Source organism: Mycolicibacterium parafortuitum (assembly GCF_010725485.1).
Lineage (GTDB): Bacteria > Actinomycetota > Actinomycetes > Mycobacteriales > Mycobacteriaceae > Mycobacterium.
The window spans coordinates 728523-747565 of record NZ_AP022598.1 but is presented as its reverse complement, the minus strand read 5'-3'; the positions used below and the strand labels follow the sequence as shown (position 1 = coordinate 747565).

At 68.5% G+C, this 19043-nt stretch carries 21 protein-coding genes and 2 riboswitches; of the genes, 13 read left to right on the top strand and 8 right to left on the bottom strand.

The genetic code is table 11. The features are described from left to right. The first annotated feature begins 73 nt into the window (after positions 1 to 73). Positions 74 to 952 (top strand): hypothetical protein, encoded by an 879-nt coding sequence (locus NTM_RS03450; RefSeq protein WP_163765466.1) that lies wholly within the window; start codon positions 74 to 76, stop codon positions 950 to 952. 61 nt (positions 953 to 1013) lie between these two features. On the opposite strand, the gene NTM_RS03445 is transcribed toward NTM_RS03450, so the two are convergent. Beyond that, a complete protein-coding gene (locus NTM_RS03445) occupies positions 1014 to 1880 on the bottom strand; it encodes a polyphosphate kinase 2 family protein (protein ID WP_163765465.1) in 867 nt (288 codons plus the stop codon). Between the two features lie 5 nt (positions 1881 to 1885). Then, positions 1886 to 2590, bottom strand: a complete 705-nt coding sequence (locus NTM_RS03440; RefSeq protein WP_104862182.1) for a TetR/AcrR family transcriptional regulator — start codon at positions 2588 to 2590, stop codon at positions 1886 to 1888. A 108-nt stretch (positions 2591 to 2698) separates the two neighbouring features. Between NTM_RS03440 and NTM_RS03435 the strand changes: the two genes are divergently transcribed. The 6 genes from NTM_RS03435 to deoC all read left to right on the top strand — a co-directional run bounded on the left by NTM_RS03435 (position 2699) and on the right by deoC (position 6720). Beyond that, positions 2699 to 4027 (top strand): DUF445 domain-containing protein, encoded by a 1329-nt coding sequence (locus tag NTM_RS03435; protein WP_163765464.1) that lies wholly within the window; start codon positions 2699 to 2701, stop codon positions 4025 to 4027. A gap of 94 nt (positions 4028 to 4121) precedes the next feature. Next, complete coding sequence (locus NTM_RS03430) at positions 4122 to 4649, top strand: helix-turn-helix domain-containing protein (RefSeq protein WP_104861833.1); 528 nt, start codon at positions 4122 to 4124, stop codon at positions 4647 to 4649. Further along, positions 4642 to 5292 (top strand): heparin-binding hemagglutinin, encoded by a 651-nt coding sequence (locus tag NTM_RS03425; protein WP_163765463.1) that lies wholly within the window; start codon positions 4642 to 4644, stop codon positions 5290 to 5292. The genes NTM_RS03430 and NTM_RS03425 overlap by 8 nt, the downstream gene beginning before the upstream one ends. Before the next feature lie 59 nt (positions 5293 to 5351). After that, a complete protein-coding gene (locus NTM_RS03420; protein WP_083142156.1) occupies positions 5352 to 5633 on the top strand; it encodes a DUF2516 family protein in 282 nt (93 codons plus the stop codon). Next, positions 5633 to 6043: a DUF2599 domain-containing protein gene (locus tag NTM_RS03415; RefSeq protein ID WP_163765462.1), complete on the top strand. Its 411-nt coding sequence runs from the start codon at positions 5633 to 5635 to the stop codon at positions 6041 to 6043. The genes NTM_RS03420 and NTM_RS03415 overlap by 1 nt, the downstream gene beginning before the upstream one ends. Continuing rightward, complete coding sequence (gene deoC, locus NTM_RS03410; protein WP_163765461.1) at positions 6043 to 6720, top strand: deoxyribose-phosphate aldolase; 678 nt, start codon at positions 6043 to 6045, stop codon at positions 6718 to 6720. Before NTM_RS03415 ends, deoC begins: the two co-directional genes overlap by 1 nt. On the opposite strand, the gene NTM_RS03405 is transcribed toward deoC, so the two are convergent. From NTM_RS03405 to NTM_RS03395, 3 genes are read right to left on the bottom strand one after another with little or no spacing between them, the layout of a single operon-like run. Beyond that, positions 6717 to 7571 (bottom strand): LmeA family phospholipid-binding protein, encoded by an 855-nt coding sequence (locus tag NTM_RS03405; protein WP_104861836.1) that lies wholly within the window; start codon positions 7569 to 7571, stop codon positions 6717 to 6719. The two genes, deoC and NTM_RS03405, sit on opposite strands and share 4 nt — an antisense overlap. Beyond that, a complete protein-coding gene (locus NTM_RS03400; protein WP_179964028.1) occupies positions 7568 to 8395 on the bottom strand; it encodes a carbon-nitrogen hydrolase family protein in 828 nt (275 codons plus the stop codon). The genes NTM_RS03405 and NTM_RS03400 overlap by 4 nt, the downstream gene beginning before the upstream one ends. Before the next feature lie 26 nt (positions 8396 to 8421). Further along, entirely contained in the window at positions 8422 to 9570 is a 1149-nt protein-coding gene (locus tag NTM_RS03395; protein ID WP_163765459.1) for an agmatinase family protein, read from the bottom strand. Positions 9571 to 9580: 10 nt separating this feature from the next. Next, positions 9581 to 9649: riboswitch (guanidine-III (ykkC-III) riboswitch) on the bottom strand. Between the two features lie 118 nt (positions 9650 to 9767). Beyond that, positions 9768 to 9886: riboswitch (guanidine-I (ykkC/yxkD leader) on the top strand. A 23-nt stretch (positions 9887 to 9909) separates the two neighbouring features. Here NTM_RS03395 and NTM_RS03390 point away from each other — a divergent pair. Further along, the gene (locus NTM_RS03390) at positions 9910 to 11451 is read left to right on the top strand and encodes a high affinity choline transporter 1 (protein WP_163765458.1); all 1542 of its coding nucleotides are present in this window, start codon (positions 9910 to 9912) and stop codon (positions 11449 to 11451) included. On the opposite strand, the gene NTM_RS03385 is transcribed toward NTM_RS03390, so the two are convergent. After that, positions 11444 to 12226: an SAM-dependent methyltransferase gene (locus NTM_RS03385; RefSeq protein ID WP_104861840.1), complete on the bottom strand. Its 783-nt coding sequence runs from the start codon at positions 12224 to 12226 to the stop codon at positions 11444 to 11446. The genes NTM_RS03390 and NTM_RS03385 overlap by 8 nt on opposite strands. 21 nt (positions 12227 to 12247) lie before the next feature. After that, complete coding sequence (locus tag NTM_RS03380) at positions 12248 to 12769, bottom strand: DUF2505 domain-containing protein (RefSeq protein ID WP_163765457.1); 522 nt, start codon at positions 12767 to 12769, stop codon at positions 12248 to 12250. 26 nt (positions 12770 to 12795) lie between these two features. Here NTM_RS03380 and NTM_RS03375 point away from each other — a divergent pair, with 26 nt between their 5' ends. From NTM_RS03375 to NTM_RS03360, 4 genes are all read left to right on the top strand, one after another. Beyond that, positions 12796 to 13845, top strand: coding sequence for a UDP-N-acetylmuramate dehydrogenase (locus NTM_RS03375; protein ID WP_104861842.1), 1050 nt, complete (start codon positions 12796 to 12798; stop codon positions 13843 to 13845). Between the two features lie 15 nt (positions 13846 to 13860). Beyond that, positions 13861 to 15165, top strand: a complete 1305-nt coding sequence (locus NTM_RS03370) for a L,D-transpeptidase (protein WP_163765456.1) — start codon at positions 13861 to 13863, stop codon at positions 15163 to 15165. Between the two features lie 277 nt (positions 15166 to 15442). Then, complete coding sequence (locus NTM_RS28770) at positions 15443 to 15685, top strand: hypothetical protein (protein WP_232079606.1); 243 nt, start codon at positions 15443 to 15445, stop codon at positions 15683 to 15685. Positions 15686 to 15720: 35 nt separating this feature from the next. Further along, positions 15721 to 16686, top strand: coding sequence for a DDE-type integrase/transposase/recombinase (locus NTM_RS03360; RefSeq protein ID WP_163765454.1), 966 nt, complete (start codon positions 15721 to 15723; stop codon positions 16684 to 16686). Positions 16687 to 16747: 61 nt separating this feature from the next. Here the strand turns inward: NTM_RS03360 and NTM_RS03355 are convergent, their stop codons facing one another. Continuing rightward, positions 16748 to 17506 (bottom strand): SDR family oxidoreductase, encoded by a 759-nt coding sequence (locus NTM_RS03355; protein WP_163765453.1) that lies wholly within the window; start codon positions 17504 to 17506, stop codon positions 16748 to 16750. A 223-nt stretch (positions 17507 to 17729) separates the two neighbouring features. Between NTM_RS03355 and NTM_RS03350 the strand changes: the two genes are divergently transcribed. Further along, positions 17730 to 19040, top strand: coding sequence for an ROK family transcriptional regulator (locus NTM_RS03350; RefSeq protein WP_163765452.1), 1311 nt, complete (start codon positions 17730 to 17732; stop codon positions 19038 to 19040). Positions 19041 to 19043 lie beyond the last annotated feature (3 nt).

Below are 19043 nucleotides of genomic sequence, written 5' to 3'. Positions count from 1 at the left end.
GCGATTCCGCGAATTTCGCGTCAGATTGCGTGCATTCGGGAACCGCCGGGCGTCGCGGTGCGCCTAACAGTGTGTGCGGGAACTCTTTCTGGGCTCGGAGGCGCTGGCCTGCGGTGCGGTGACGCGCTTCGACCTTAGCCGACGATACGTCAGAATCCATCACAACGTGTATGCGCCGCAAGGCATGTCGCTGACGGCCTGCGATCGCGCCGTCGCGGCGTGGCTGTGGTCGGGGCGACGGGCCACCCTCGCCGGGCTGTCGGCGGCGGCGATGCACGGTTCACGGTGGCTGCCTGACGACGCCCCCGCCGAGCTGACCCGCGTCCGATGTGGCAGCCCGCCGGGAATCTCGATCCACCGCGACACCCTCCTCGACGGCGAGGTCTGCCTGGTGCAGAGCATCGACTGCACGACCGTCGCCCGCACCGCATTCGATCTCGGCCGCCGCATCCGCGGTGACGAGGCCATCATTCGAATCGATGCCCTGCTGAACGCGACGCGTCTGCCCGTTTCGCAGGTCAGCGCACTCGCCGCGCGCCACCCGGGAGTTCGGGGGATCCGCCGTCTACGTGAGGTTCTCGCGCTGGTCGACGGCGGTGCCGAGTCTCCTCAGGAGACCCGCGTGCGGTTGGCGCTGGTCCGCAGCGGCGCACCGCAACCGCAGACGCAGATCCCTGTTACCGACGCGTCCGGCCGAGTCGTCCGGCGAATCGACATGGGCTGGCGCGAGTACTGCGTCGGCGTCGAGTACGACGGCGAACACCATTGGACAGACCCCGCTGCCCACGCCGACGACATCATGCGGCTGGAGTTCCTGGCCGCTCGGGGATGGATCATCGTCCGCGTCAGTGCACGACAGCTCCGCGACGACCCGGCCGGGATCTGGCGGCGTGCGGAGCGGGCGTTACGCCGGCGCGGGTGGCCAGGACCGCCGCGAGTGCACGCTTTGTGACGGGTTTTGGGCCGGATTCGCGTCATATGCGTGCGTTCGGCGGCCCGGGGAAGGCGCCCTCTTACAACGCGGCCAGCCGCTTCTTCTCCGCCTCGACGTCGAAGTCCGGCGGCGGCCAGGACATGTTGAGCCCCTTCAACGCCTCGATCAGGAGCTCGGTGATCGCGAGCCGGCTGTACCACTTCCGGTTGCACGGCACGATGTGCCACGGCGCGTAATCGGTCGATGTCCGTTCCAGCATCGCCTGGTAAGCCTCTTGGTAGGCAGGCCATTTCAGTCGCTCGTCGATGTCGCCCGGGTTGTACTTCCAGTATTTGTCCGGCCGTTCGAGCCGCTCGGCGAGCCGCTTCTTCTGCTCGTCGAGCGAGACGAACATCGCGACCTTCACGATTGTCGTTCCGCCGGAGACGAGTTCGCGTTCGAACGCGTTGATCTCGTCGTAGCGCGGCTCCCACACCTCGGGCGGCACGAGGTTGTGCACGCGCACGATCAGCACGTCCTCGTAATGCGACCGGTCGAACACCCCGATGTGTCCCGCGGCGGGAAGTGCCTTGCGCACGCGCCACAGGTAGTGGTGGGAGAGCTCCTCGGCGGTCGGCTTACCGAAGCTGCGGTACTGCACTCCCTGCGGATTGCAGCCACCCACAACATGTTTGACGATGCCGCCCTTGCCCGCGGTGTCCATGCCCTGCAACACCAGCAACAGTGAGCGGTTGTCGCCGGCACGGCTGTTCGCGTAGAGCATCTCCTGCAACTCGGCGAACCGCTCGTTGCGTTCGGCCTGCAGTGTCGGCGCGTCGGATTTGTCGCCGCGAAAGCCGGGGGTGGCGTCGGCGTCGATGTCGGCCACTTCGAGCCCTGCCCGGAACCGCAAATGCACGTGCGGTTCGTGGCTCCACAGGGACGGCAGTGCGTCGGGTTCGGTCACACCGCCTAGTCAAGCAGCTGCGAGGGCAGCGCCGGGGACGGATGTGGACTGTTGCGGAACGTTTCCAGAGATCCGTTCACCTCGACGATGCCGCACAGCGCGCTCCACGACAGCATCGCCAGGTAGTCGATCAGGTCGTCGGCGGTCATCCGCGGGTTCGACATCCAGGAGTGCGTCGCCAGTTGGACGCCGCCGACGGTGTGGAACGCCCACGGTTCGGCGCCCGAAGCGTCCATCCCCACCGACAGCATCCGGCGGCGCAGCATCACCGCGAGCATGCGCGCGATGATGGCCTCCGAGTCGGCGACCGCCTTGCTCTTGCTGGCCGAGTTGTTGGCCATCACGAACTGGTAGGGCTCGGGCTCATTGGCCACCGTCTCCACGTAGACGCGGATGACCTCGCGGGTCAGGTCGTAGCCGTCGAGATTCGACGACAGCGCCGCGGCCATGTTCGGGATCAGCGTGGTCTGTGCGAAGCGCATCATCACCGCGGTGGTGAGATCGTTCTTGTCGACGAAGTAGCGGTACAGGACGGTCTTGGAAACACCGATCTCGGCGGCGATCTCGTCCATGCTGACATTGCTGCCGAGGCGGCGGATGGCATCGAGTGTGCCGTCCACCAACTCGTTACGGCGCTCGACCTTGTGCTGGTGCCAGCGCCGTTTGCGTCCATCCGTCTTGACCGCCACGGGCGGGGATTGTTGTGCCACGTTCGCGCAGTCCGTTCCCTAAGTCCGTGACGATAATACGGCGGGCGTCGGACCTGGGCCGGACCATGGACGCAGACGGGTACTCCGGCACGCGTGGATGATGTAGGTGTGGCACACCGACCCGAGGTCGCCGGCGCGGCGACCGCCCCGGTGCGCCGGAGTTTCGCAGAGAAGCTCGCGGGCGCCGACTCCGCGGCGGACGCGGAGCGACGGCGTGGACTGCGGCGCATGAAGCTCGTCGCGCTGAGCTTCCTGCTCGGCGCGACCGTCGTCTTCCTGTTCTGCGCGTGGTGGCAGTCCCAGGGCGCCCCGCCCTGGGTCGGCTACGTCCGCGCGGCGGCCGAGGCCGGCATGGTCGGCGCGCTGGCCGACTGGTTCGCGGTGACGGCGTTGTTCAAGCATCCGCTGGGCATCCCGATCCCGCACACCGCGATCATCAAACGGAAGAAAGACCAGCTCGGCGAGGGTCTCAGCAGCTTCGTGCGGGAGAACTTCCTGTCCGCGGAGAACGTCGAGACCAAGCTGCGCGACGCCGACGTCGCCAGCCGGGTGGGCAAGTGGCTGTGCGATCGCAGGCACGCCGAGCGGGTGGCCGCCGAGGTCGCGACGGTGCTTCGGGTGCTGGTCGAGTTGCTGCGCGACGAGGACGTCCAGCAGGTGCTGGACCGGATGATCGTCAAACGGATCGCCGAGCCGCAGTGGGGCCCGCCGATCGGGCGGGTCCTGACCTCGCTGTTGGCCGAGGGACGCCAGGAGGCGCTGCTGCAGCTGCTCGCCGACCGCGCGTTCCAATGGTCCCTGGACGCCGACGAGATCATCGAGCGCGTCATCGAGCGGGATTCGCCGACGTGGTCGCCGCGCTGGGTCGATCACCTGGTGGGGGACCGGATCCACCGCGAACTGATGGACTTCACCGACAAGGTGCGCCGCAATCCCGATCACGAGCTGCGCCGGTCGGCGACACGGTTCCTGTTCGAGTTCGCCGACGACCTGCAGAACGACGCGGCGACGATCCAGAAGGCCGAGAACGTCAAAGAGCAGATCATGGCCCGCGACGAGGTCACCCGGGCCGCCGAGACGGCCTGGACCGCGGCCAAGCGGATCATCCTGGAGTCGGTCGACGACCCGTCCTCGACGCTGCGTACCCGCATCGCCGACACCGTCGTCCGGATCGGGGAGTCCCTGCGCGACGACGCCGACCTGCGCGACAAGGTGGACAACTGGGTGGTGCGCGGAGCCCAGCATCTGGTCTCTCAGTACGGGGCGGAGATCACCACGATCATCACCGACACGATCGAGCGCTGGGATGCCGAGGAGGCCAGCCGGCGCATCGAACTCCATGTCGGCCGTGACCTGCAATTCATCCGGATCAACGGCACGGTCGTCGGCTCGCTGGCGGGCCTGGTGATCTATTCGATAGCTCAGCTACTGTTCTGACCTGCGCTAACGGGTGCTTGCAAAAGTTAGCACTCCGTCGTACGGTTGTTGGTGTCGGTATTCGGATACCCACTCACAACACAGGGAGCAAGGCATGTCACCGCCGTCGCAGGATGAAAATCTTGCCGCTGTCGTGTCCAACGCCGCGCAGGACATCGGTTCGTTCATCCGCTCCCAGCGCGAAGCGGCGCAGGTGTCGGTGAGGCAGCTGGCCGAGAAGGCGGGTGTGTCCAACCCGTACCTCAGCCAGATCGAGCGCGGCCTGCGGAAGCCGTCCGCAGATGTGCTCAACCAGATCGCCAAGGCGTTGCGGGTCTCGGCCGAGGTGCTCTACATCCAGGCCGGGATCCTCGAGCCGAGTGAGAGCAACCACGTTCGCGACGCGATCGTCACCGACACGGCGATCAACGAGCGGCAGAAGCAGGTGCTGCTCGACATCTACAACTCGTTCTGCCAGCAGAACGAGGCCGCCTCCACGGACGACGGGGTGGACGCATCCGGTACGCGTGACGCAGATGAGGAGCCCGCAACTGAACAAGACAAGAGCCCTCTAGAGATCCCCTCTACTCCGCAATCCATCACAGAACTCGATCCTGAAAAGGAAGGAATGAACCATGGCTGAGACCAAGAATCTCGACATCGACGACCTGAAGGCCCCGCTGCTCGCCGCTGTGGGCGCTGCCGACCTGGCGCTGGAGCGTGTCAACGAGATCGTCGCGACGCTGCGCGAGCGCGCCGGCGAGGCCCGCACCGACGCCGAGAGCCGCGTCGAGGAGAGCCGGGCCCGGGTGGCCAAGCTGCAGGAAGACCTGCCGAGCCAGTTCGGTGACCTGCGCGACAAGCTGACCTCCGACGAGCTGCGCAAGTTCGCCGAGGGATACGCCGAGGCCGCCCAGACCACCTACACCAAGCTGATCGAGCGTGGCGAGGCCGCGCTGGAGCGCCTGCGCAACCAGCCGGCTCTCGAAGAGGCCGCCAGCCGCGTCGAGGAGTACACCGACCAGGCCGTCGAGCTGACCCAGGAGGCGCTGGGTAACGTCGCCTCACAGACCCGCGCGGTCGGCGAGCGTGCCGCCAAGCTGGTCGGCGTCGAGCTGCCGAAGAAGGCCGAAGAGGCGGCCGCTCCGGTCAAGACGGCTGCCGAGAAGGCCCCCGCCAAGAAGGCGCCGGCCAAGAAGGCCACCCCGGCCAAGGCTTCGGCTACGGTTCCGGCCAAGAAGGCCCCCGCCAAGAAGGCGCCGGCCAAGAAGGTCACCCAGAAGTAATCACCGCCCACAGGGCGGAAGTTAGACCGACAGGACGTAACCCGCATAGGCTGTAGAGCGTGGAGCTCCAAATCCTTGCGGGTTACGTCCTCGGCATCGTGAAGATCGTCGTGCTGGTCACGATCATCTACGCGCTCGTGCACGCGGCGATGCAGCGCCCGGACGCCTACACCGCGGTGGACAAGCTGACGAAACCGGTTTGGTTGGTCATCCTCGGCCTCGGCCTGCTGCTGGCATTGGTGCTCGATATCACCGGCACGGCGATCGCCGCCGTCGCAGCCGGTGTGTACCTCGTCGACGTCCGTCCCAAAATTCTTGAGGTGCAAGGAAAGTCACGATAGTGCGAATCGCCGCGATCGCGCTGGCCGCCGTTGCGCTCCCCGGCCTGCTCGCGCCGGTGGCGGCTGCGGCTCCCGCCGACACCCCGCCGCCCTACATCGACCACGTCACGTGGGCCAAATGGGGCGACCTGTCGAGCCTGCGGGTCTACCCGACCCCGGCCGCGCGCCGCGCCTCCGGGCACGCGGGCACCCAGCCGCTGGCCCAGGCCGCCTGGAACGAGGTCCTGACGCTCTCGCCCGACGCCGCGATCCCGGGTATGTGGGAACAGTTCCTGTGCCACTGGAACCTCGCCGAGTTCGCCCAACCCGGTAAGACCAGCTGGAACCTGGAGCCGTGGCGCCCCGAGGTCAGCTACGAGGAGATGGTCGCCAAGCGGTGCAACCCGGGCGGCACCGAAGAACCCTTCTGATGGGGTCCTACACCCGCGCTCAGGTCGCGGCCCTCGTCGACCACACCCTGCTCAAACCCGAGGCCACCGAGGCCGACGTCGAATCGCTCGTCGCCGAGGCGCAGGAACTCGCGGTGAAGGCGATCTGTGTGTCCCCGACATTCGTCCCGACGGTCCGGTCGCTGGCCCCGGAAGCGACGATCGCGTCGGTCGTCGGATTCCCGTCCGGCAAGCACCTTTCGGCGATCAAGGCCGAGGAGGCGCGAGCCGCGGCCGCCGCGGGAGCGGCCGAGATCGACATGGTGATCGACGTCGGCGCCGCGCTGGCGGGCGAACTCGACCTGGTAGGAGCCGATATCGCGGCGGTGCGCGCCGCGGCGCCGGAGGCCGTGCTCAAGGTGATCGTCGAATCGGCGGCGCTGCTGGAGTTCAGCGGCTGGCCGATCCTGGTCGACGTGTGCCGGGTCGCCGAGGACGCCGGTGCCGACTTCGTCAAGACCTCCACCGGATTTCACCCCAGCGGCGGGGCGTCCCCGCGCGCGGTCGAGCTGATGGCCGGCGCGGTCGAGGGCCGGCTGGGCGTCAAGGCCAGCGGCGGAATCCGCACGGCCGCGGTGGCCACTGCGATGCTCGACGCCGGCGCCACCCGGCTCGGGTTGTCCGGAACCCGAGCCGTTCTCGGCGGTTTCGCGGTCTAGAGACCCGCGAAACAGGGGTCCTGCTGGCCCTTCGGGATCGAGGCGTTGCGCGTCGAGAACTGGCTGATCACACCGGAATCGGTGACCTCGACGGAGTCGGCCTTGATGTTCATCGGATAGTCCTGCGTCAGTTCGGAGGTGAACGCGTCCAGCGCGGGCTGCACCGCCTCACGCGGCAGCGTGAAGCCGAGCCCGGTGACGCGCTGCACCTGCAGCGACAGCCCACCGTTGACGACCTCGGGCTTGGCGGTGATGCTGCCGAGCGCCCCCTCGAGTTCGATGGTGCCGTCGCTCGCATTGGTCGTGACGCCGGTGACGAAGCTGCCCACGAGCGGAATCGCGCCCTGGATCGTCTGCTTGATGCCCTCGGTGCTCCAGCTGATGTTGGCGACCAGCGAGCCGATCGAACCGCTGGAGGTCGGGGTGTCCTCCAGGCGCACGTCGTTGATGTCGAGGTTGACCTTCATGCCCTTGGCGTCGCGGACCTGGTTACCCGCGGTCTCGATCCGGATGTTGGTGTAGTGGCCGGATATGTGCTGCAGCAGGAACGGCGGCATCACGCCGAACGACGCGGTCGCATCGTCCTGCACCACGCACTCCACGGTCCCGGCGACGATGGTGTCGGCGCGATTGCGCGCGTACAGCTCACCGCCGAGCAGGCAGGCGAACACCAGCGCGAGCACGATCACCACGACAAGCACGACCGAGACGGGGTCGCTGAAGATCCGCTTCAGTTTCGCGGGGAACGAGGAATCCTCCGGCGCGGCCGGGACGGGCTGGCCCGGGTCCGGCGGGAACTGCCCCGGCGGGGGGCCTGGCTGTTGCGGCGGTCGGGCCCAGGGATCGGTCACGCCCGCGATTCTGCCTTACCGTGATGAGCCCAACCTGAGCGGTTGTGCATCACCGCGACGGTCTCGCGGGCTTTACGGGCCGCGTCGAGGTCGATATCGCACACCAGAAGCTCGGGGTCGTCACCCGCGGATGCCAGCACGTCACCGAGCGCGGAGGCGACCAGGCTGCCGCCCACCCCGGTGGGGCCGAGCGCGGCGATCTCGTCGCCGGGGTAGGCCTGCCCGACCGCGGCGACCACACTGTTGGTGTCGATCGCCCGGGCCCGGGCCAGCAGCGTCCACTGGTCGAGCTTGCCCGGCCCGGTTCCCCACGACGCATGCGCGGTGATCACCTCGGCGCCGCGTTCGGCCAGCTCGACGTACAACTCCGGGAAGCGGATGTCGTAGCACAGCGTCAACCCGACGGTGACCGGGCCCGACGCGGTGTCCACGGTGATGACCACCGGTTCGCGGCCCGGCGCGACGGTCTTGGATTCGACGAAGCCGAACGCGTCGTACAGGTGGATCTTGTCGTAGCGGGCCTCGACGCCCGGCCCGGTGGCCAGCAGCGTGTTGAACGCCCGGCCGTCCCCGGACGGGACGAACATGCCCGCGACGACGACCACCCCGGCGCGCGCGGCGATGTCGCGCACCCCGTTGGCCCACGGACCGTCGAACGGTTCGGCGACCTCGCCGAGCGGCACCCCGAACCGGCACATCGTCGCCTCGGGGAACAGCACCAGCGACGCGCCCGCATCGGCCGCGCGCCGGGTGTACTCGTCGACCAGGCCCAGGTTGTGCCGCGGGTCGGTGCCGCTGCGGATCTGGGCCAGTGCCACCCGCATCTCTGAACGCATGGCACCCAGCCTAGTTACGGCCCCCAGGCCGGCCGGTCGGCCTTCGCGGCCTTCTTGCCGAGCTTTCCGGAGCGGACCTGCGCGGCGAGGCTGTCCAGGATCACCCGCGAGCTCATCAGCGCGGTCTGCTCGGCCCAGTCGTACGGCGGCGAGCACTCGACGACCTCGATGCCTGCCAGGCCGGGCTCGGAGATCATCTTGACCAGGTTCAGCGCCTCGCGGGGCAGCAGTCCGCCGGGCTCCGGCCACCCGGTGCCGGGGACGAAGCCGGCGTCGATCACGTCGATGTCGAACGACAGGTAGACCGCCTTGGCGCCCTTCCACGCGATCTCCAGTGCCGTCTCCGCGATTTTTTCAATACCGACGCGTTCGACGTCGCCGACGGTGATCACCGTCGACTTGCGCTCACGGCCCACCTTCACGCCCTCGCGGGGGCTCTGCCAGCCGCCGATGCCGATCTGCACCAGGTTGGTCGCCGGGGCGTTCTTGATGTTGGTCGCGTGGAACCACGGCGTGGTGTGCATGCGCTCGTCGAGATCGGTCTCCTGGGTGTCGACGTGCCGGTCGAAGTGGATGATGCCGATGTTGCCGTCCATGTGGGGCGCCAGGCCGCGGATGGTCGGAAAGCCGATCGAGTGGTCGCCGCCCAGCACGATCGGCATCACGCCCTTGCTCGCGACATGGGCCATCGCGGTGCTGATCTGATCGAACGACTTCTCCAGATTGCCCGGGATGGTGAACACGTCGCCGATGTCGACCATGTTGAGCTGCTCGCGCAGATCGACCCCGGACTCGTAGTTGTAGGTGCCGAACAGGTTGGTGGAGCGCCGGATTCCCTGCGGCCCGAACCTCGTGCCGGGACGGTAGGTCGCGCCGGCGTCGAGCGGGACACCGAAGATCGCGACCTCGGCGTCGCCGACCTCGTTGACGTCCTCGATGAACGGGCACTTCAGGAAGGTGCCGCGCTCACCGGCGAAGTGCGGTTTCTCGCCGCGCACGAACGTCGAGATCGTTCGGTCGTTGATCGTCGGCGCGGCCTCCAGGCCGTAGCTCAGGCCGCGGTCGATCTCCTCCCGCAATCGGCGGTCGCCGAGATTCGCCTCGACCTGCTGGGCCCACGCGCCTTCGGCATTCGGTAGCGACGGGTCTGGGTATTCGGACATGAGAGCTCCCAAAGCGTCGTCTTGTCGCTGACCGGGTACGACGCACCTCGTCCGGGGCGCCGGATCGCACAGCGCCTGCGACAATTGTTGGCACAGCGGCGAATCCCTGTCCACCGGAAGTGGAAACACATCGTTAACGCGACGTGCGACCGCAGGTAATGCGCCGGGCTTTTCCTGACGTGGACTCACATGTGCATGTGGGGCGCGTCTAGGGTTCCGCCGGCCGCACTCGTTGACGGCCGGGTCTGGTCCGAGAGACGCAGGCGGCCGGCACCGACGCATGACCGTTCCACGGCGGGACAAAAGCCCGGGAGACTCCAGCGTGGTTGGGAGACTCCAATGATCCTTGTGGGCGTGGCGATCAGCATCGCCATAGTCGTCGCCGTCGGTTTCTACGTGTCCAAACGGATCGAAGGCGACAGCTCCAATTTCCTCGTCGGCGGCCGGATGCTGCCGTTCTGGCTGGTCGGTGGTGCGCTGATGGGTGCGGCCGTCGACACCAACGCGACCCTGGGAAACACCGATCTGGCCTTCGAATTCGGTTTCTGGGCCGGTGCGTGCCTGCCGCTGGGGCTGGCGCTGTGCCTGACCATCACCGGCATCTTCTTCGCCAAACCGATGAACCGGATGGGGCTGACGTCGTTCCCGGACTACTACCGGCTGCGGTTCGGCCGCTCGGTAGAGATCGGCGCGTCGGTGCTGCTGGCCGTCGCGTTCTGCATGCTGGTGGCCGGCAACCTGGTGGCCGGCGGGCTGCTGTTCAACTACTTCCTCGGGATGCCCTACTGGCTGGGTGTGGTGCTGATCGCGGCGATCGCGGTGGCCTACACCGGCACCGGCGGGCTGATCGCCGACGCGTACACCGCGATCATCCAGATGTCGCTGATCCTGGTCGGCGCGATCGGGCTGTTCTTCTGGATGACGAGCACCCACGGTCTTGACATCGCCGAGGGCACAGGGCCTTTCGCGCTCGGCCAGCTGAGCGACCCGGCGCAGGGCGCGGTGATCAACTGGGCCACGCTGATCGCGCTCGGCATCGGCGACATCGTCGCGATCGACTTCATGGCCCGGGTGTTCTCCGCGAAGTCGCCCGAGGCGGCGCGGCGCGCGTGCTTCACCGCGGCGACCGGAACGGTGGCGATCTGCATCCCGTTCGGGCTCGTCGTGCTCGCGGCGCACTCGTTCCTGCCCGAAGAGCTCGACGGACCGGTGCTGTTCGTGTTGCTCAACGATTACGCCCCCGTCGGGTTGACGGTGCTGGTGCTGTGCGGGCTGGTCGGTGCGTCGATGTCGACGGCCAACGGCGCGATCCTGGCGATCTCCAACGTGTGCGTGCGCAACCTCGGCGGGGTGCGCCGCGTGCACGTGCCCGGCCGGCGGGATCCGCTGCTGCGGGCCACCCGCGTCGCGATGGTGCCGATGACGTTGTTCTCGATCGTCTTCGCGATCTACGTCCAGCAGACCGGCATCCTGCTCACGCTGGCGTTCGACCTGATGCTGGCGTGCCTGATCGTGCCGTTCATCCTCGGGCTGGTGTGGCGACGCGGGACGACGACGGCCGCGGTCGCCGCGATCGCGGTCGGATTCGTGGTCCGGATCGGGCTTTTCGTGATGACACCGACGATGTTCGGCGTCGAGAACACCATCCTGTACATCCCGAACAGCCTGATCGACGCGTCGTTCGACGGGTGGCCGACGTTCATCGCGTTCGCCGCGGGTCTGCTGACCTACGTCGCGGTGGCGCTGGCCACCCCGCCGGCGGCGCTGCGCGGGCTCGACCTGCAGGTCGCCGACGATCTCGACGACATCCTCGATGCGGCCGATCAGGTGGAGAAGCCCGCCGAGCCCGTCGCGGCGAAGGTGCCCGCCGAGGCTAGCTGACCGGTGCGACGGCGTCCCACGGCACTGTGAGGACGCCGTCGCGCAGGCTGCGCCGTGGGGTGTCGATCGGAAATCCTTCGCTGACAAGGAGATCCAGCATCGCGCGCCATCGGATCCGCGGGCCGAAGACACCGTGGCCGGCGACGCTGGCCCACGCGCGGTCGGCGGCGCGCAGCAGGGTGTGGATCGGTTGCCCCTCGACGTTGTGGTGGATCAGCACCTTCGGCAACCGCTCGGCGAGGTCGGACGGCTTCTCGATCGCGAACGGGTCGCAGGCCAGCGTCAGGCTGATCGGGGAGGTCGCGTCCAGCAGCACCCAGCAGCACAACCGGCCCAGTTCGTCGCAGGTGCCGTCGACGATCAGTCCGCCGGGGGCGATCCGGCGGCCCATCGCGTCCCAGGCTCCGGCCACCTCCTCGACCGGGTACTGACGCAGAACGTTGAAGGCGCGCACCAGGATCGGCCGGTGGCCCGCCAATTCGAAGCCCCCGAGCGCGAATTCGACACCGGGCTGGGCGGCGGCCTGCCCGGCGCGCACCCGCTCGGGTTCGATCTCCAGCCCGACCACCCGTACGTCGCGCCGGACGTCGCGCAGCCGGATCGCGAGCTCCAGCGTCGTCACCGGTTTGGCGCCGTAGCCGAGATCGACGACCAGCGGATCGGCGGCGGCCTGCAGCGCGGTGCGCACCCGCGACGAGTGCACCAGCCAGCGGTCGCTGCGCCGCAGCCGGTTGTGGCCCGTGGTGCCCCGGGTCACCTGTCCGAGCGGGGCCATGGCTCGATGGTAGGGCTCCGCTCAGCCGTTCTCGGTGATCCACTCCGTGGTGAAACGCTGTTCGGCGACCATCAGCTCCACCAGTTGGCTGCCGATGAAGTTCTCGATCTTGCCACCGACCAGTGGCACCCTCACCTCCACGGTGGCCTTGAGCGCCAGCCGCGACACCAGCGCGCCCAAGTCGTCGGCCACCGACGACAGCGTCGCGTCCCCGCTCAGCGATGCAGGCGCCCCCGGGATCGACCCGCGCACCGTCGCCCCCGAACGCCGGTTGCTGATCGGCGTCCAGATCTCCTCGCGCACGAAGCTCAGATCGCCCCGGTGGAACTGCGTCACCACCCCGGGCAGCCGGTCGGCGCGCAACGTCTGGGTGGTCCTGACCCGGATCCCGCCGTCGGCGTCGACGGTCAGCTCGTCGAGGGTGGCGTGATCGGCGCCGGAATCCTGCAGACGCACCAGCCAGTACCGCTCGTCGGCGAGCGCCCGGTGTACCTGCTCGACGGTGCCCCCGTAGTCCGTGGCCATGTCGAATGAACGCGGCATAGCTGGCCACGCTACCGTTACCCGCCGTGGCCCCTTCGTTGTTGGGCGGTGTGCCGTTCGCCGAGAACGTGCCGCTGGCGCCGCTGACCACGCTGCGGGTCGGACCGGTGGCCCGCCGCCTCGTCACCGCCGAGACGACCGAGCAGGTCGTCGCCGCTGTCGGCGCCGCCGGGCCGGACGCGCTGATCCTGGCCGGTGGCTCCAACGTGGTGCTCGCCGACGACATCACGGAACTGACCGTGATCCGGCTGGCGAACACCACGATCACCGTCGACGGTGACGTGCTGCGCGCCGAGGCCGGGGCGGGGTGGGACGACGTCGTCGCCGCCTCGCTGGCGCACGGGCTGGGCGGGCTGGAGTGCCTGTCGGGCATCCCCGGGTCCACCGGCGCGACCCCGGTGCAGAACGTCGGCGCGTACGGCGCCGAGGTCGCCGACACCATCCGCCGGGTCCGACTATTGGACCGCACCACCGGCGAGGACCGCTGGGTGGATCCGGAGGTTCTCCAGTTCGGTTACCGCACAAGCATTCTGAAGCATTCGTCGCAGTGGGTGGTGCTGGAGGTCGAGTTCGGGCTGGACGCCGCCGGGCGCAGTGCGCCACTGCGGTACGGCGAACTGGCCACCGCGCTGGACGCGCAACCGGGGGAGCGCGCCGACCCGCACCGGGTCCGGGCCGCGGTGCTGTCGCTGCGCGCCCGCAAGGGCATGGTGCTCGACGCGGCCGACCACGACACGTGGAGCGTCGGCTCGTTCTTCACCAACCCCGTGGTGTCGCACGCCGACTTCGAGCGGATCGCGGCGTCCGTCGACGGCCCGGTGCCGAACTACCCGGCCGACGCCGGGGTCAAGCTTGCTGCCGGATGGCTGGTCGAGCGGGCCGGATTCGGCAAGGGATACCCGGGCGACGCTGCGCCCGCCCGGTTGTCGACCAAGCATGCGCTGGCGTTGACCAATCGTGGTTCGGCGACCACGGCCGACGTGTTGGCGCTGGCCAGGACGGTGCGCGACGGTGTCAGGACCGCCTTCGGGATCGAACTCACACCCGAACCGGTGCTGGTTGGGTGCGTGCTGTAAGTACCCTGGGTCTACGTGAACCCCGCAGACCCGCTGCCGTCGATCACCAGACGGCGAGCTCTCACCGCGTTTGCGGTCGGTGTCGTGGCGCCGGCGACGCTGGCGGCCTGTATGTCGAACGACGGAACTCCGTCCCCGGACGGCTCGTCCGGGGACGCGCCGAAGGCTCCCACCCTCAGCTACGAACCCTCCGCGGACGCCACCGACGTCTCCCCGAAGGACACCGTCGCGGTGAAGGTCTCCGACGGCTGGTTCCAGAAGGTGTCGCTGGCCAACGCCAGTAGCGGCAAGGTGGTCGCGGGCTCGCTGAACAAGGAGCGGACCACGTTCACCGTCACCGAGTCGCTGGGTTACGGCAACACCTACGAGTGGTCGGGTTCGGCGGTCGGCGAGGACGGCAAGGCGGTGCCGCTGTCCGGGTCGTTCACCACGGTCGCCCCGGCCACCGAGGTCAGCGGCCGGTTCCAGCTCGCCGACGGGCAGACCGTCGGCGTCGCGGCGCCCATCATCCTGCAGTTCGACGCCGCGATCGCCGACGCCGACCGCGCCGAGGTGGAGAAGGCCGTCAAGGTCACCACCACTCCCGCGGTCGAGGGCAGCTGGGCGTGGCTGCCCGACGAGGCGGGCGGCTCCCGGATGCACTGGCGGACCAAGGAGTACTACCCGGCGGGCACCACCGTGCACGTCGACGCCGACCTGTACGGCGTGCCGTTCGGCGACGGCATGTACGGCGCCGCCGACTCCACCCTCGACTTCACCATCGGCCGCTTCCAGGTCGTCAAGGCCGAGGCGTCGTCGCACCGCATCCAGGTCATCACCGACGCCGGGGTGATCATGGACTTCCCGTGCAGCTACGGCGAGGGCGATCTGGACCGCAACGTCACCCGCAGCGGCGTGCACGTGGTCACGGAGAAGTACGAGGACTTCTACATGACCAACCCCGCCGCCGGGTACGCGAACGTGCGGGAGCGGTTCGCGGTGCGGATCTCCAACAACGGCGAGTTCATCCACGCCAACCCGGCCAGCTCGGGCGCGCAGGGCAACAGCAACGTCACCAACGGCTGCATCAACTTGTCCCTCACCGACGCCGAGCAGTACTTCAACACCGCGATCTACGGCGATCCGGTCGAGGTGACGGGCACCCGGATCCAGCTCTCCTACGCCGACGGCGACATCTGGGACTGGGCCGTTCCATGGGAGGAGTGGCAGACGATGTCGGCGCTGTCGTCGGCGGACAAACCCGACGAGATCCCCGACTCGGCCCCGGCGACCCCGTCCGGCGCGCCGCAGCCCGCGGGCGCCGGTCGGCCCGGCGGCTGATCTTTCCTTCCGGCGAAATTGCATTCCACCCTCTTTGCCACGCTCGTTGTGAGTCAGTTAGAGGTCAGGGCGAAGGGGTTGGGTTGTGTCGATCAGTGCAGGGTTCAGTATCGGCGAGATTCGTGAGTTCGTTGTCGAGTATCAGCGGGTGCCTCATGGACAGAAGGGGCCGTGGCTTGCTGCTCAGGGGGTGTCAGGTGGTCAGTTCAGACGGTGGCAGGCCGCAGTGTTTAGTGGTGACCTCGACCGCGGCCTGATTCCGCGAGAAGGTGGGGAGATGACAGTTCCCCCGGCATTGCGCAAAGCGTTGGCCAAGGTTGATGCGGCCAGGCAGGACCGCGACGAGGCCGAGCTCACCCAACTGCGAGAGCGGGTTCGCGAGCTCGAGGCGGCCAATGACGCCCTGGGAAAAGCTATCGGGCTCTTGCACACCATGAGCGCGCACGAGCCCGACGCAACCCCGCCGATGAGCGATCCCGACGATTCCTCGACCGGGAAAACGAACTCGTCACCGAGCTGACCGCGGCGATCGGTTCGCAACGTCGAGCTCTGGTGATGATCGAGCTATCACGGTCGACGTGGCATTACCGGTCCAACCCGCGCCCGCCGGTCAGCGATCCGCTGCCGCACAAGGATCGGGCGTACCCGTCGCGCATCGGTGAGGCCGACCGGGCAGCGATCCGGGACATGATCCTCGCCGGCTGGACGGCGGGCACCTCAGTGGACCACGCGTTCGCCGCCAGCTGGGATGAGGGTGTGATGCTGGGCTCGCGGCGTTCCTGGTGGCGGGTCGCCGCCGCGATCGAGGACCAAAGTACGCGCCCGGTCGCACCGACCCGCTCGACGAGCAAGACACCCCGTCCGGCGCCGGTGCTCAAATCTACTGGACCACAACAGATCTGGAGCTGGGACATCACCGACCTGCGCAGCCCGTGGCGCGGTGTGGCGTTCAAGGCGTACTCGGTCCTTGACATCTACTCCCGCAAGATCGTGGGTTGGCGTGTGGAGGAACGGGAGTGCGATGACCTGGCCGTGGACATGTTCGAAGCCGCGTTCGCCGAGCATGGCCTGCCCGCGGTCGTGCACGCCGACTCCGGACCGGCGATGCGCTCGACGGTCCTCAAAGACTTACTCGCCGATCTCGGCGTCGGCCAGACACACAACCGGCCTCGGGTCAGTAACGACAACCCGTTCTCCGAATCGGAGTTCCGCACGATGAAATACCGGCCGAACTATCCCGGCATCTTCGACGATCTCGACACCGCCCGCGCCTGGGTGGGCGCCTATGTGTCCTGGTACAACCAGCATCACCGCCACAGCGGCATCGCGCTGTTCACCCCCAACGCCGTCCACAACGGCACCTGGGCACAGCACTGGGGTCAACGAGACAACGCCCTACAGGCCTACTACGACGCCCACCCCGAACGATTCCGCCGCCGTCCACGAACCCACAGTCCCAGTCCCGTCGTGGGCATCAACCTGTCCGCAGAAAACAACCACGACCGACTCCAAGCAGCTTGACAACGCCCGCCAGCAGCGAAAAGTCGAGTAGAGACCTGCTGGAATGCAATTTCGGCGATCGTCAGCTCTGCCGGTTGAAGCGGGAGCCCGAAGCCCCGGACACCTGATCCCGCGGGCGGACCACGATCAGGTCCAGGTCGACGTGCGGCGGGCGGCTCGCGACGAACCCGACCACCTCGGCGATGTCCTCGGCCACCAGCGGGGTGACGCCCTCGTACACCTTCTCGGCACGCTCGGCGTCGCCCTCGAAGCGGTTCAGTGAGAAGTCCGTCTTCACCATGCCGGGCGCGATCTCGCTGAGCCGCACCGGTTTTCCGAGCAGCTCGCTGCGCAGCGTGCGGTGCAGCACGCCCTGCGCGTGCTTGGCCGAGGTGTAGCCGCCGCCGTTGTCGTAGATCTCCACCGCGGCGATCGAGGTGATCGTGACGATCAGGCCGTCGCCGGAATCGATCAGCTTGGGCAGCAGTGCACGGGTGACGTGCAGCGTGCCCAGCACGTTGGCCTCCCACATCCAGCGCCAGTGCTCGACGTCGGCGTCGGCGATCGACTCCAGGCCGCGGGCACCTCCGGCGTTGTTGACCAGCACATCGACGCGGTCCAGCCGCCCGGCGAGCGCCGCCACGGCCGTCGGATCAGTGACGTCCGCCACAATCGCGGTGCCGTCGATCTCGGCGGCCAACGCCTTGATGGGCCCCTCGCGGCGGGCCACGCAGATCACATGAAAGCCTTGGGCGGCAAGGGTTCTCGCAGTGGCTTCACCGATTCCCGCACTGGCTCCGGTGACCACCGCGACGCGGCGGGTATCTGAGGGCGTCGTCATGGCACCAAGCCTAGGCCCCGAAAACAATGCGTCGCGAAATCGCCGGTAGTCGTGTTAACTTGGCCGCATGTACCGGACTAGTCAGGCAGTTCTCGCTGCCGCGCGGCGTGCGTGTTGTTGTTGCGCACCCCGCCGCGCCTGACTGCGCCCGGACTGATCCAGTCCCGCTGAGTCGCCAGGTGTGGCACAAGCCCACCGACCGACTCCATCGAAGGACTGATCCATGAGCACCTCCGCCACCCTCGCCCCCCGCACCCGCACCGCCGCCGTCAAGCGCGCGACCCCGGTCCGCGGCACGGCCGCCGGCGCCCGTCGGCCCCAGGCGCTGCTGCACCAGATCGTCGCACCGTCGCTGGCCTTGCCCGAGGCGGCCGCCGCATCGGTGTTCGCCGCCGCCCGGCAGCGCGGGCCGATCGCACGAGATGTGATCGCGCAGGTCACCGGCCTGAGCATCGCGACGGTGAACCGCCAGGTCACCGCCCTGCTGGATGCGGGACTGCTGCGTGAGCGCGCCGACCTCGCAGTCTCGGGAGCCATCGGCAGGCCGCGCGTTCCGGTCGAGGTCAACCACGAACCGTTCCTGACCCTCGGCGTCCACATCGGCGCCCGGACCACCAGCATCGTCGCCGCCGACCTGTTCGGACGCACCCTCGACGTCGTCGAGACCCCGACGCCGCGCGGACCCCAGGCCGCCGCGCTGGCCGCCATCGCCGGCAGTGCCCGTCGCTACCTGAGCCGCTGGCACCGCCGCCGCCCGCTGTGGGTCGGCGCGGCCACCGGCGGCGTGGTGGACAGCGCCACCGGCTACCTCGACCACCCGCGGCTGGGCTGGGCCGACGCCCCCGTCGGCCCGGTGCTCGCCGATTCCCTCGGACTACCGGTGTCGGTGGCCTCGCATGTCGATGCGATGGCCGGCGCCGAACTGCTGCTGGGCATGCGCCGTCAGCCCACCAAGGCCGCCACCAGCTTGTACGTCTACGCCCGTGAGACCGTCGGCTACGCGCTGTCGATCGGCGGCCGGGTGCATTCCCCCTCGAGCGGGCCCGGCACCATCGCCGCACTGCCGGCGTACTCCGAATTGCTCGGCGGCACAGGGCGACTGGAGTCCACCGTCAGCGACGAAGCGGTGCTGACCGCCGCGCGCGAGGCGCACATCGTGCCTGCCGACGGACCGGCATCGACGGTCACCGCGGTGCTGCGCGCCGCCAAGCAGGGCAACGCGCAGGCGGTCGCGCTGGTCACCGAACGCGCGCGGGTGCTCGGCGAGGCTGTCGCGTTGCTGCGCGACATGCTCAACCCCGACGATCTCGTGGTCGGCGGTCAGGCCTTCACCGAGTACCCCGAGGGGATGAGCACCGTCGAGGCGGCGTTCGGCGAGCGGTCCGTGCTCGGACACCGCGATATCCGCGTGACCGCGTTCGGCAACCGCGTCCAGGAGGCCGGCGCCGGCATCGTGTCCCTCGGCGGTATCTATGCCGATCCGATCGCCGCGATGCGTCGGGCGCAGTCCCGCAGGCCCGAAGCCAGCGCCTGAGTT